Below are 12,507 nucleotides of genomic sequence, written 5' to 3' on the forward strand. Positions count from 1 at the left end.
CTTATTTATTTGTGAAGAAGGAGCGCCATGAATTCTATAAAACTCCAAATCTTACAAACTTTGTATGAGCAAGATTTTTATGCTTGGGTAGAGCAGACAGCAGAGCTTTTGCGATTGCAGCAATGGGACACGCTGGATTTAGAACACTTAATTGAGGAAGTGGTGGACTTGGTAAGAGTCAACAACGGGCGTTGCAAAGTACGTTGCGGTTAGTCTTATCGCATTTGTTGACATGGAAGTATCAGCCAGAACGTCGTAGCCACAGTTGGCAAGTCACCATTACCCGTGAGTGACTGAATATAGATGAATTGCTGCAAGAAAGTCCCAGCTTGCGGCGTTTTTTAAATGATACCGAGTGGATAAATACTACCTATCAAAGAGCGTGGCGAGAGGCAATGGTGGAAACAAGTTTATCAGAGGATAACTTTGCGATCGCTTGTCCGTTTTCTGTTGATGAGATTTTAGACTTAGACTTTTATCCTAACCCGGACGAATAAACATGTAGAATTTTTGTATAAGTGTAGATATGCTCAATATGATAAGTAATCATCTGTGAAAATTGCTGTAACTTTGTTAACTAATTATAAAGATATGCACTTGGGATGCGAATAATACCTTTTGAATTTGTCATTCCCAGACGACCTGTTTCGTTACAGACAAAGAAAAAAGAAAACCTTCAGGCATGGAAGAATTTTGTGCGCGTTGAAGCTCGAAAACTTTGGAAAGATCGCAGCGTTATTAAGCAAGGTGATTTACAACTGACGCTAGTTTATCTTTGTGATGATTTTCCGGCTGATACCGATAATATTATCAAGCCGATTCAGGATGCACTTGTAGGCTTAGTTTTTGAAGATGATAGTTTGGTATCAGATGTAGAAAGCCATCGTCGGTTTATGTCTGACCCAATTGAGATTAAAAGTCTACCTTCCTTATTACAGCGTGCTGTCATCACAGGTCAAGAGTGTGTTTATGTGAAAGTAAGTGAATCTCAACCATTGGAAAAATACTTATGACTAACAATACTAAAATTCTATATGATGAAAAAGTGAAATCTCTGGCAGAGAAGTACGAAAGTCAAGGATTTCATGTTTTAACTGAACTCAAAACAGATGAATTACCATTTGATTTGGGTAACTACCAGCCAGATTTAATTGCTATTAAAGACGGTTCGGGTTTGGTAATTGAAGTAAAAAACAGCCTCAACCGTCTGTCGATTGATCGTTTACAAGCTTTAGCAGAGGAAGTTAGTACGCATCCAGGTTGGCATTTTTTATTGGTAACGCTTGAAGACATAGAAGCCAAGTCCTTACCTGGAACATCCGAACAATTTCCTTCATGGCAAGAGCTAACCGATCGGTTTATCCAAGCACATAAGCTTATTGAAAATGATGAAATTGAGCCTGCTTTTCTTTTGATGTGGAGTATATTTGAGGGGGCTTTAAGAAAGCGAGCAGTCGATGTGTCAATTCCTATTGAACGTTTCCCCGTTATAGGATTACTAAGACATCTGTACTCCTTGGGAGAGTTATCAATCTCTCAATTTGACCTTGCTCAAGCTTGTTTTGAAGTTTGGAATCGTCTTGCTCACGGATATATTGAAAACCTAAATTTGCCAGTTGTACATAATTTTGACAATTTGGTTCGTGAATTATTAGGAAAATGGACAGTCGAACTCGCTATTAGTCAACTTTCATCAGAGGATCTAGCTGCTTTTCGTGCCTGGTTTGCGGAATTCGATGCAGCATCCTTGGATAAACGAGAAGAATTAAGGAGAAATTTAATCAATCAGACAAGCCTTCTTTTAGCGCAAGAATTAATAAGAAATGAGAAACTAAAGAAGGAATTAAACGTAAACGACGAACAGGTTATAAACGTCGAATTCGCTGTTAGTCTACTTTCGCCAGAGGATCTCGCCGCATTTCGTACCTGGTTTGCGGAATTCGATGCAGCAGCCTGGGATAAACAGATTGAAAAAGATGTGGCTGTTGGTCGGTTAGATGTATTGGCACAGAAAGCACTCAAACATCTCCGAGAAGGGCGTTGTACTGACCTGTGAAACATCGAGCAACCCCTGATTTTTGGTATTACTATCGCCAGTTACCAATTGATATCCAAGAGCTTGCTGATCGATGTTATGAGTTTCTTCGGGAAGATCCCAAATATCCATCATTGCATTTTAAAAAAGTTGGTCAGTTTTGGTCAGTGCGTATTGGTATATATTATCGGGCGCTTGCTGTAAAAGAAGATGAAAATTTTGTATGGTTTTGGATTGGGTCACATCCAGAGTATGACAAATTGCTAAGTGGTAAATAGCGTTTTAAGATTGCCTAAGAGCAGCCTAACCGATCACTCATAATACAAAGTATGGAACTATACTTAATTCGTCATGGCATCGCCGAAGCCAAGGGATTAGGCATCAAGGATGAGGAACGCAGCCTTACCAAAGAAGGAAGGCAAAAAACTGAGAAAGTTGCCCAGAAACTTGTTAAATTGGGTTTAAGCTTTGATTTGATTCTCACCAGCCCCTTAGTGCGAGCCCGCCAAACCGCTGAAATCCTGATAGCAGAAAAACTAAGCTCTCAGTTAGAGGAATCTAGCCACCTCGCCCACGATGGTCAAATTTCTAATTGGCTAAAAGACTGGTTAAAACCGAGAAATTATTCCCAAAATACCCAACTGGCGCTGGTTGGACACGAACCTGATTTGACCAGTTGGGCAGAAATTCTCCTGTGGGGAGAAGTCAAAGAAAACTTAGTCTTGAAAAAAGCAGGTATGATTGGGATAAAACTACCAGAAACAGGTTCTCCTCTGGGTCGGAGTCAGATGTTTTGGTTGACACAACCCAAGTACCTGCTGTAACAGTTTTTCAACATTTTCGATTGTTGTTAGAACGGCTACTGTTATGGCGACAATAAATTTCTGGTAAGTTAGCTTGATCAGATATTTCAAAAAGCAAATGGTGGTGCCATGATGGTGTGCGAATACAAGCCTGGTTTAGAAGGCATTCCCGCCGCTCAATCAAGTATCAGCTATGTTGATGGGCAAAAAGGAATACTAGAATATCGTGGCATCCGGATTGAAGAACTAGCAGAAAAAAGTACATTCCTAGAAACTGCTTATCTTTTAATCTGGGGTGAACTGCCAAGCAAGGAAGAACTGGAAGGATTTGAGCATGAAGTTCGTTACCACCGGCGGATAAAATACCGCATTCGGGACATGATGAAATGCTTTCCAGAAAGCGGCCACCCAATGGATGCCCTACAAGCCTCTGCTGCTGCTTTAGGTTTGTTTTATTCACTCCGGGATTTACATAATCCTGCCTACATTCGAGATTCCGTGGTGCGCCTGATAGCAACCATTCCGACGATGGTGGCGGCGTTCCAACTGATGCGAAAAGGCAATGACCCGGTACGTCCCCGTGATGACTTAGACTATTCGTCCAACTTTCTATACATGCTTGATGAGAAAGAACCCGATCCTTTAATGGCGCGGATTTTTGATATCTGCTTGATACTTCAAGTCGAGCATACAATGAATGCTTCTACCTTCAGTGCTAGGGTGACAGCTTCTACCTTAACTGATCCTTACGCTGTGGTTGCTAGTGCTGTGGGAACATTGGGTGGGCCCCTGCATGGTGGAGCTAATGAAGAAGTAATTCAGATGTTGGAAAAAATTGGCTCTGTAGAAAATGTCCGTCCTTACATAGAGCATTGTCTAGAAACTAAATCTAAGATTATGGGCTTTGGACATCGTGTGTATAAAGTAAAAGACCCACGAGCCATAATTTTACAAGGTCTAGCAGAGCAACTATTTGAGAAGTTTGGCTATGACAAATTCTATGACATTGCTCAAGAAATGGAACGAGTGGTAGGAGAAAAACTCGGCAGCAAAGGGATTTACCCTAATATTGACTTTTACTCAGGTTTGGTGTATAGGAAGATGGGAATTCCTACAGACTTGTTTACACCAATATTTGCGATCGCTCGCGTTGCTGGTTGGCTAGCCCACTGGAAAGAACAACTAGCAGAAAACCGGATTTTCCGTCCTACCCAGGTTTACAACGGTTTGCACGAAGTTACTTATACTCCCATTGACCAACGGTAATTGGTCATGGGGCATTGAGTATTGGGCATGGGGCATTGGGCATTGGGCATAGATTAAAAATTACCTCTTTCCCCTCTGCCCCCTGCTCCTCTGCCCCCTGCTCCCATTCCCTCTGCTCCCCTTGTCCCTTGAATAGCCAATCCCAATGCCAACCATAAGTAGAAGTTCTCATATCGCTTCAGAGGGCTAAAACCATCCAAGGATATACTAGGCATGGGAATTAGCGACAAATCTTCAATCAAGTATCATCTGGGCAAAAATTAAAAATGGGTGAATTTACAGGTATTAATTTAACTAATAGTTGTAATTCACCATGACTCGATGTCTTAAAGAGCGGAAACATGAACTCAGGAATTGACCTCCAAGGAACTTTTATTGAATCCCTCCGGGATTTAGGTATACCAGCAGGAACAGCCAAAGCGATTTGGATGCCCCTGCCAATGATACTGATGCTGATTGGGGCAACAGTGGGGGTATTAGTTGCTACTTGGCTAGAACGGAAAATTTCCGCCTCCGCACAGCAGCGAATTGGGCCAGAATACCAGGGGCCTTTTGGGTTGCTGGTACCTGTAGCTGATGGTTTGAAGCTGGTATTTAAAGAAGATATAGTACCAGCTAAGTCTGACCCCTGGCTGTTTACTCTCGGCCCCATTATTGTTGTAATTCCGGTTTTTCTGTCGTTCCTGATCGTTCCCTTTGGGCAGAATATCGTTATTAGCAATGTGGGCATGGGCGTATTCTTGTGGATTGCCTTGTCAAGCATTCAACCCATTGGCTTGCTGATGGCTGGCTACGCATCTAATAACAAATACTCCCTCTTAGGGGGCTTGCGGGCAGCAGCGCAATCTATTAGCTATGAAATTCCTTTGGCGCTGGCGGTGTTAGCGATCGCTATGATGTCTAACAGCCTCAGCACCGTTGATATTGTCAATCAACAATCTGGCTACGGCATTCTGGGTTGGAACATTTGGCGACAACCAATCGGTTTTCTGATCTTTTGGATAGCCGCTCTAGCTGAATGCGAACGATTACCCTTTGACTTACCTGAAGCGGAAGAAGAAATCGTCGCAGGTTATCAGACTGAATACTCAGGCATGAAATTCGGTCTGTTCTACCTGGGTTCCTACGTTAACTTGATCCTTTCATCCTTACTAGTAGCAATTCTCTACCTGGGCGGTTGGGACTTTCCTATTCCCCTCAACCTCATTGCTGGTTGGCTGGGAGTCAGTGAATTAAATCCCGTGTTCCAGATAGTAACTGCTTCTTTGGGAATCACGATGACCGTCTTCAAAGCCTATTTACTAGTGTTTGTCGCCATTCTGTTGCGCTGGACAGTGCCACGGGTACGGATTGACCAACTGTTAGATTTAGGATGGAAGTTTTTGTTGCCAGTTGGTTTGGTTAATCTTCTATTAACCGCCGCTCTGAAACTAGCCTTTCCCTTCGCTTTTGGTGGTTAGTCATTTAGTCATTAGTTATTAGTCATTTCTACAAATGACTAATGACCAAGGACAAAGGACAAGGGATAAATAACGCTGATAGCTTAAAAAGAGAGAGTGAACCAAAAATGCTCAAGTTTCTGAAACAAGTTGGTGATTACGCCAAAGAAACGGTACAAGCTGCACGTTACATTGGTCAGGGGCTTTCTGTCACATTCGACCACATGCGGCGGCGACCGATTACTGTACAGTACCCTTACGAGAAACTGATTCCTGGCGAACGGTTTCGCGGTAGGATTCACTTTGAATTTGATAAGTGCATCGCCTGCGAAGTTTGCGTTCGCGTTTGTCCAATTAACCTACCTGTAGTCGATTGGGAATACGACAAAGCCAGCAAAAAGAAAAAACTCAACCACTACAGTATCGACTTTGGAGTTTGTATCTTTTGCGGTAACTGTGTGGAATTTTGCCCCACTAACTGTCTATCCATGACAGAAGAGTATGAGCTTGCCACTTACGATCGCCATGAATTGAATTATGACAACGTAGCCCTAGGTCGTCTGCCCTATAAAGTAACAGATGACCCAATGGTTACACCACTGCGCGAACTAGTTTACCTACCCAAGGGTGTCCTCGAACCCCACGGACTGCCCGCAGATGCACCACGTGCAGGTGCGCGTCCAGAAGACCTAGTAGAACAAACAGAAAAATAAATGTAATTTGTCATTTGTCCATTGTCATTTGTCCTTTGTTATTTAACCAATGACTAATGACTAATGACCAATGATCAATGACTAATGACCAATGACCAATGACCAATGACTAAGGACAAAAAACAGTGAATCTAGCAGAAGGAGTACAGTTAGTATCACTTGGCATACTGGGCGTGATGATGATTGGGGCAGCCATTGGTGTGGTGCTGTTCTCTAGCATTGTCTATTCTGCCTTTATGCTGGGGGGTGTGTTCATCAGTATGGCGGGAATCTACCTCTTGCTAAATGGTGATTTTGTTGCCGCTGCACAAATACTAATTTATGTTGGGGCGGTTAACGTGCTGATTTTGTTTGCCATTATGTTGGTGAACAAGCGTCAGGATTTTGTTGCATTTCCCAACTCTTGGGTGCGTAAATTACTTACTGGTCTAGTCAGTGTAGGATTGTTTGGTCTTTTAAGTACAATGGTGCTGGCTACTCCTTGGGCTTACTCAACTACTCCTGTAGTGGGTGGTGAAAGCTCAATAGTTGTGATTGGAGAGCATTTCTTCACTGACTTTTTACTACCTTTTGAACTGGCTTCCATTTTGCTGCTGATAGCAATGGTAGGAGCAATTATTTTGGCCCGTCGTGAGTATTTGCCAGATCAACTGACACGATCCAATGTGGGGCAAACTGTTTTGACTTTACAAGAACGCCCCAGAGAATTGGTATCAACAACCAGCGAAACAAAAGAGTAATATTTGCGACTTCATTCGCAGATAAACAGCCAGCTTTTTCAGGAGGGATACTCAGATTCATGCAACTCCAGTACTTTTTATTACTAGCAGCAGCTTTATTCTGCATCGGCATCTACGGTTTAATTACTAGCCGCAACGCTGTGCGGGTGCTGATGTCAATTGAATTACTGCTCAATGCTGTTAATCTGAATTTAATGGCATTTTCCAACTTCCTCGACTCAACATTAATTAAGGGTCAGGTTTTCACAGTATTTGTGATTACCGTGGCCGCGGCCGAGGCGGCGGTGGGTTTAGCGATCGTGCTTGCCATTTATCGCAACCGCGATACCGTCGATATGGAGCAGTTCAATCTCCTGAAGTGGTAACTGTGCGTGCAACTCAAGCAGGTAATCATTGCTTATAAAGCGCGGGATGCCCGGAGTAAACAATGGGCAGAAATCTGTGCTAAACAACTAGAAAGCCGCGAGTGCCAGGTGTTGATGGGGCCAAGTGGGCCAAAAGACAACCCTTATCCAGTCTTTTTGGCTTCGGCGGCTCAACCAATCGATCTCGCTTTGGTACTCGGTGGCGATGGTACTGTTTTAACTGGTGCCAGACATTTAGCCCCAGCTGGTATCCCTATTCTGGGAGTGAATGTGGGAGGTCATCTGGGGTTTTTAACTGAGTCGGTGGAAGAGTTTCAGGATACAGAGAAAGTTTGGGATCGGCTGTTTGAGGATCGCTATGCTATCCAACGACGAATGATGTTACAAGCTGCGGTGTATGAGGGTCACGGGTCTAATTTAGAACCAGTGAGTGAGCGTTACCTGGCTTTGAATGAATTTTGTGTCAAACCCGCCTCTGCTGACCGAATGATTACCTCAATTCTGGAAATGGAAATCGATGGTGAGGTAGTCGATCAATACGTCGGGGATGGGTTGATTATTTCCACTCCCACAGGTTCCACAGGTTATACCGTTTCTGCTAATGGTCCGATTATGCACGATGGTATGGAGGCGCTTACCATCACTCCCATTTGTGCAATGAGCCTTTCTAGTCGCCCACTCGTTTTACCCCCTGGCTCTGTGGTGAGTATTTGGCCTTTGGGGGATTACGATTTGAGTACCAAACTGTGGACAGATGGGGTGTTAGGGACTTCTATTTGGCCTGGACACCGCGTTGATGTGCGGATGGCAGAGTGTCGGGCTAAATTTATTATTTTGCGCGAGAACAATTCCTACTATCAGACGCTACGGGAGAAGTTGCTTTGGGCTGGTACAAGGGTTCATTACAACAATAATCACCGTAATTAATTAAGTATTTTAGAGTGCATCTATCGCAGATTGCGATCGCGCTGCCGGCTGTAGGCGATGTCTACGACGGGCTACGCCTACGCAACCAAAACCATCCAAGCCCCTAGATTCATCTAGGGGCTTTCCCCATTCTGCTGAGACTTATGGCAAAAGTCTATCTCCTTGTCCTTTTATTTGACTTGTATTTATAGCCTATATCAAAGGAAAATTTTGTATCTTATTGCCAGATTTTTTAGTAATTAATGTCCATAATAAAAGCACTATACCTCTAATCCAAAAGAGCAAGAAAGCTCTCTAGAGGTTATTTTATCGAAAACTGTCTCAATCACGCTTCGACACATTAATGCATAATGTGAGCTATTTGTATAGTGCCTAAATCATAGTAGGATATTTTCGCAAATCTAAGTAGGAAGATAGATGGAAGTTTCTGGATGCAACATCAATTACTCACTGAATCCTCCTCCCTCTTTTGAAGATTTTCCCATACTTCAAACTGAAAAATATACCCTACGACTGGCTTCAACCGAAGAAGAATTAGAATCAATCTTTCGGTTACGCTTTGAAGTTTTTAATCTAGAACTAGGCTTGGGATTTTCTGCTTCTAACTTTACGCAGATGGATATAGATAAGTTTGATGCGGTTTGCCATCATTTAATCATGATTTCCAAACAAACGGGTAAAACCATTGGAACTTATCGGATGCAAACCTATACAATGGCTTCTCAAAGACTAGGCTTTGATGCTGCCGATATATTTAATCTGAATGGAATTCCTAATTCTGTGCTTCAGGCATCAGTTGAAGTTGGGCGTGCATGTATAGCTAAAGAATATCGCAACAGTCAGGCACTTTTACTATTATGGAAAGGGCTAGCAAATTATCTGATCTGGAGTAAAAATCAATACTTCTTTGGCTGTGCATCATTACTAACGCAATCTCCTTCGCAAGCTATTTGCACTTATAATTATTTTCAGAACAATGGCTTGATGCATCCAAGTATTTTAGTTTATCCAAATTCACAATCTTGTCTAGAACTGCCCCAAAATTGTCCAGACTCGTATAATGTGGAAATTCCTAAAATTTTGCAGGCATACTTGAATATTGGAGCTAAAATATGCAGTATTCCCGCTATCGATCGACACTTTAAAACTATTGATTTTTTAACCATATCTAATACCAAAGATTTTGCTAGATGGCGTTATCAAATATTGTAAAAATTATCTTTAGTCCTAACATCCCTTGGGATGTGTAATGAACAGACTTAGATATAACTCGTAATTACGAATTACGAATTACGAATTACGAATTATGATGATGGGCGTAGCTGCGACACTTCATCTAGTAGTGCGCCTGACTGGATTATTTTAGACAAAATATTGGGAAAAACACTTATGCGCCACCTCAAATTTGCTCCGAGTTGGTTGCGATTTTTAATTATTTTATTATTGACAATGGGTATATTGTTTCGCTTTTTTAACCTTGATACCAAGGTTTACTCCCATGATGAAACCTATACCTCATTGCGAATTTCTGGTTATACAAGAACTGAAGCACAAAACAAACTATTTAATGGTAGTGTCATTGGCAAAGAAAGTTTTGCTCAGTTTCAAGGGGTAAATAAAAAAAGCTTGAATGACACAATCATGACTTTGGCTAAAGAAGATTCTTTGCATCCACCGCTTTATTACATAATAGCCAGATTGTGGTTGGAAATTTTTGGTAATTCGGTGACGGCAATCAGAAGTTTATCTGCTTTGATCAGTTTGCTGGTTTTTCCTGGTGTTTATTGGCTATGTCGAGAATTATTTAATGTGCCGCTATTGGTTCCTGGTGTAGCGATCGCACTTATGGCAATTTCTCCAATTCAACTAGTATACGCCCAAGAAGCACAAGAATATATTCTCTGGTTAGTCACCATATTACTATCTAGCGCTTCTTTGCTGCGAGCAATACGCCTGGAATCACAAGATCAAGATCAGCTAGCAAAACAACGACAACAGCCAGAAATATTTACTATCTGGAGTATTTATGCAGTAACTTTGGCAATCAGTCTTTATACATTTCTTTGGAGTGCATTTGTCGCAGTTGCTCACGGAATTTATGTTATTACTACCGCCAGATTCCAGTTCTCTTCAACTGTCAGAACTTATCTTCTAGCATCATTGATAGGTTTTTTAGCCTTCATGCCTTGGCTCGTGGTTGTGATAGGTGATTTTTTCCAATTTTTGATTTCAGCAGATAAGGCAACACCACAGTCATCTTTGATGCCTAGATTTGAATTTTTGTTGATGCAATTAAGCCGAATATTTTTTGATATAAATCTTAGTTCAGATAATCAATTTAACTATTTAATTACATTAACTTGTTTCATATTTGTAGGATATTCAATTTATTTCCTTTGCCAAAGAACTAACTATAAAGTTTGGTTATTTATTATTATATTAATTGTCGTGCCAGCACTGCCTCTAATACTGCCAGATTTAATGGTTGAGGGTATACAATCATCTGAACCATATTTCATACCATCTTATTTAGGGATTCAAGTAGCTGTTGCTTATTTACTAGGTACACAAATATATAATGAGAGCGTGTCACGCCAGAATCTTGGGTATGCGATCGTCGGATTGGTAATTATTTGTGGTTTAATCTCTTGTAAGGTTAATTTTCAAGCAGAAACTTGGTGGAATAAGGGTATAAGCTATGGCAATCCCAAAGTTGCCCAAATCATCAATCTGACCACTCGCCCACTTTTGATTAGTGATGCTTTGGGTAATAATTATGGAAATGTCTTTTCTCTGAGCTATCTTTTGGAGCCAAAGGTACAATTTCTATTGGTTCAAAATCAAAAAATTCCTAAAATTCCTGATAGGTTTGCTGATGTTTTTTTATTCAATCCTTCAGACACTTGGCGCGAAACGATAGAAAAAAAATATAATTTAAAAACAGACATTGTTTATAGTGACAAATATTATTCGGTTTGGAAATTAGCTAAACCTCGCAGTGTACGCCAACGTGATATTCTCCGCAAGACGAAATTATCTGCTCATTGACTATCAGGTTATGAGAAAAGTTTAGTTTTTAGATACTTAATTGTTTCAAAGATATTTAAATTTTTACTTGCTTAAAAATAGCTAAAAATAACAAAAATAAATATTCACCAGATTCTTATCTAAAATTAATTTAAGTGGTACTACGATGCTTTAAATTGTCAGTTGAGATTAATTTGATGATTAATTTAAAGGTGTTGTATGGGAATAGCAGATTTTCTTGGTCTTTTACATCCAGCGATCACAATCATATTCGTGTTTCCACTCATTGGGACAGTGATTAATTTTGCTTGGCAAACACGTCAACGCAGATTGCAAATTTTAGCCGGGAGTAAGAGCAAAATTCCTCCAGTAGTGGGTGTAGAACATAAGCAATTAGGTGAAAGACTAACAAGTGCGGTTGTCGGATTAACTTTAATCGGATTAAGCTATCCTATTGGCAAAAATATTATTAACAATCAATTATGGAATAAAACACCTTTTCAAGTTGTTTTTATCCTATTAATATTAGCTGCTACTATCGCCTCTTTAGTATTTCTTTATCGGGCAAAGCCGCGAGTGTGGCGGGCAGCTTTTGCTACTTTAACTAGTGCAGGCTTAGTCATATTAGGCTGTCAAGATGGAGTATTTCGCCGTACCAATGAGTGGTATTGGTCACATTATTATATTGGTATTACCGCAGCACTGCTAATGATTTTTTCGTTAGCTATTGTTCAAGATATTTATCAAGATAAATCCAATCGCTGGCGGATAGTTCATACGATTTTAAACTGCATTGCTTTGTTGCTATTTATTGGACAAGGTATGACAGGAACGCGAGATTTATTAGAAATTCCCTTAAGTTGGCAAGAATCCTATATTTATCAGTGTGATTTTGCTAATAAAACTTGTCTAATGCCAAATTCTTTACCACCAAAGTGAACTAAGAGATTTTCAATAAATCTATTATTCAATTTCTCTATATCTTAAGATTCAGCAGTCCAAAATTTAGTGGCGGGTTTGAATCCCCCACTCAAAGATTGCTGGATTCTGGATTCTTCTTCAACGAAGAGGCAAGGTCAATGAGACATTGGGAATTGGGCATGGGCAAGAGGGTTTGGGGACAAGGAGAATTGGGGACAAGGGGAAAGACTTGTTTCAACTTCTCACCTCTTGTCCCCTTGTCTCCCCTGCT

The 12,507-nt window shown here is 40.9% G+C and carries 14 protein-coding genes and 1 pseudogene; 14 read left to right on the plus strand and 1 reads right to left on the minus strand.

The window, feature by feature from the left end; genetic code table 11:
* The first annotated feature begins 27 nt into the window (after window positions 1-27).
* The 6 genes and pseudogenes from G1O98_RS08095 (at window position 28) to G1O98_RS08120 (ending at window position 4,104) form a co-directional block, all read left to right on the plus strand.
* A pseudogene (locus G1O98_RS08095) lies at window positions 28-497 on the plus strand (DUF29 domain-containing protein).
* 105 nt (window positions 498-602) lie between these two features.
* A complete protein-coding gene (locus G1O98_RS08100) occupies window positions 603-1,013 on the plus strand; it encodes a RusA family crossover junction endodeoxyribonuclease (protein ID WP_163928304.1) in 411 nt (136 codons plus the stop codon).
* Entirely contained in the window at window positions 1,010-2,056 is a 1,047-nt protein-coding gene (locus G1O98_RS08105) for a hypothetical protein (RefSeq protein WP_163928306.1), read from the plus strand. The genes G1O98_RS08100 and G1O98_RS08105 overlap by 4 nt, the downstream gene beginning before the upstream one ends.
* A complete protein-coding gene (locus tag G1O98_RS08110; RefSeq protein ID WP_163928307.1) occupies window positions 2,053-2,313 on the plus strand; it encodes a hypothetical protein in 261 nt (86 codons plus the stop codon). The genes G1O98_RS08105 and G1O98_RS08110 overlap by 4 nt, the downstream gene beginning before the upstream one ends.
* Window positions 2,314-2,364: 51 nt before the next feature.
* Window positions 2,365-2,859, plus strand: coding sequence for a phosphohistidine phosphatase SixA (gene sixA, locus G1O98_RS08115; protein WP_163928309.1), 495 nt, complete (start codon window positions 2,365-2,367; stop codon window positions 2,857-2,859).
* A 108-nt stretch (window positions 2,860-2,967) separates the two neighbouring features.
* On the plus strand, window positions 2,968-4,104 hold the full coding sequence (locus tag G1O98_RS08120; protein WP_163928311.1) for a citrate synthase: 1,137 nt from the start codon (window positions 2,968-2,970) through the stop codon (window positions 4,102-4,104).
* Window positions 4,105-4,108: 4 nt separating this feature from the next.
* Here G1O98_RS08120 and G1O98_RS08125 read toward each other — a convergent pair whose 3' ends face one another.
* A complete protein-coding gene (locus G1O98_RS08125; protein ID WP_163928313.1) occupies window positions 4,109-4,276 on the minus strand; it encodes a hypothetical protein in 168 nt (55 codons plus the stop codon).
* Window positions 4,277-4,445: 169 nt separating this feature from the next.
* Between G1O98_RS08125 and nuoH the strand changes: the two genes are divergently transcribed.
* The 8 genes from nuoH (at window position 4,446) to G1O98_RS08165 (ending at window position 12,254) form a co-directional block, all read left to right on the plus strand.
* Window positions 4,446-5,564, plus strand: coding sequence for an NADH-quinone oxidoreductase subunit NuoH (gene nuoH / locus G1O98_RS08130; protein ID WP_114083481.1), 1,119 nt, complete (start codon window positions 4,446-4,448; stop codon window positions 5,562-5,564).
* 107 nt (window positions 5,565-5,671) lie between these two features.
* Window positions 5,672-6,256: an NAD(P)H-quinone oxidoreductase subunit I gene (ndhI, locus tag G1O98_RS08135; RefSeq protein WP_094349399.1), complete on the plus strand. Its 585-nt coding sequence runs from the start codon at window positions 5,672-5,674 to the stop codon at window positions 6,254-6,256.
* A 125-nt stretch (window positions 6,257-6,381) separates the two neighbouring features.
* Window positions 6,382-6,996, plus strand: a complete 615-nt coding sequence (locus tag G1O98_RS08140) for an NADH-quinone oxidoreductase subunit J (protein WP_163928315.1) — start codon at window positions 6,382-6,384, stop codon at window positions 6,994-6,996.
* Between the two features lie 59 nt (window positions 6,997-7,055).
* Complete coding sequence (gene nuoK, locus G1O98_RS08145; protein ID WP_006199065.1) at window positions 7,056-7,361, plus strand: NADH-quinone oxidoreductase subunit NuoK; 306 nt, start codon at window positions 7,056-7,058, stop codon at window positions 7,359-7,361.
* Between the two features lie 6 nt (window positions 7,362-7,367).
* Window positions 7,368-8,288: an NAD(+) kinase gene (locus G1O98_RS08150; protein ID WP_012411870.1), complete on the plus strand. Its 921-nt coding sequence runs from the start codon at window positions 7,368-7,370 to the stop codon at window positions 8,286-8,288.
* A 417-nt stretch (window positions 8,289-8,705) separates the two neighbouring features.
* Window positions 8,706-9,500, plus strand: a complete 795-nt coding sequence (locus G1O98_RS08155; RefSeq protein WP_163928318.1) for a GNAT family N-acyltransferase — start codon at window positions 8,706-8,708, stop codon at window positions 9,498-9,500.
* Between the two features lie 177 nt (window positions 9,501-9,677).
* Entirely contained in the window at window positions 9,678-11,336 is a 1,659-nt protein-coding gene (locus tag G1O98_RS08160) for a glycosyltransferase family 39 protein (protein ID WP_163928320.1), read from the plus strand.
* Between the two features lie 198 nt (window positions 11,337-11,534).
* On the plus strand, window positions 11,535-12,254 hold the full coding sequence (locus tag G1O98_RS08165; protein ID WP_163928322.1) for a DUF4079 domain-containing protein: 720 nt from the start codon (window positions 11,535-11,537) through the stop codon (window positions 12,252-12,254).
* The last annotated feature ends 253 nt before the right edge of the window (window positions 12,255-12,507 follow it).

Source organism: Nostoc sp. UIC 10630 (genome assembly GCF_010747425.1).
Classification (GTDB): domain Bacteria; phylum Cyanobacteriota; class Cyanobacteriia; order Cyanobacteriales; family Nostocaceae; genus Nostoc.

Bases quoted from the DNA above. Each gene is read 5' to 3' on its own strand.
- G1O98_RS08100 (WP_163928304.1), top strand. From the start codon at position 603: ATGCGAATAATACCTTTTGAATTTGTCATTCCCAGACGACCTGTTTCG.
- G1O98_RS08105 (WP_163928306.1), top strand. From the start codon at position 1,010: ATGACTAACAATACTAAAATTCTATATGATGAAAAAGTGAAATCTCTG.
- sixA (WP_163928309.1), top strand. From the start codon at position 2,365: ATGGAACTATACTTAATTCGTCATGGCATCGCCGAAGCCAAGGGATTA.
- G1O98_RS08120 (WP_163928311.1), top strand. From the start codon at position 2,968: ATGATGGTGTGCGAATACAAGCCTGGTTTAGAAGGCATTCCCGCCGCT.
- G1O98_RS08125 (WP_163928313.1), bottom strand. From the start codon at position 4,276: ATGAGAACTTCTACTTATGGTTGGCATTGGGATTGGCTATTCAAGGGA.
- nuoH (WP_114083481.1), top strand. From the start codon at position 4,446: ATGAACTCAGGAATTGACCTCCAAGGAACTTTTATTGAATCCCTCCGG.
- ndhI (WP_094349399.1), top strand. From the start codon at position 5,672: ATGCTCAAGTTTCTGAAACAAGTTGGTGATTACGCCAAAGAAACGGTA.
- nuoK (WP_006199065.1), top strand. From the start codon at position 7,056: ATGCAACTCCAGTACTTTTTATTACTAGCAGCAGCTTTATTCTGCATC.
- G1O98_RS08155 (WP_163928318.1), top strand. From the start codon at position 8,706: ATGGAAGTTTCTGGATGCAACATCAATTACTCACTGAATCCTCCTCCC.
- G1O98_RS08160 (WP_163928320.1), top strand. From the start codon at position 9,678: ATGCGCCACCTCAAATTTGCTCCGAGTTGGTTGCGATTTTTAATTATT.
- G1O98_RS08165 (WP_163928322.1), top strand. From the start codon at position 11,535: ATGGGAATAGCAGATTTTCTTGGTCTTTTACATCCAGCGATCACAATC.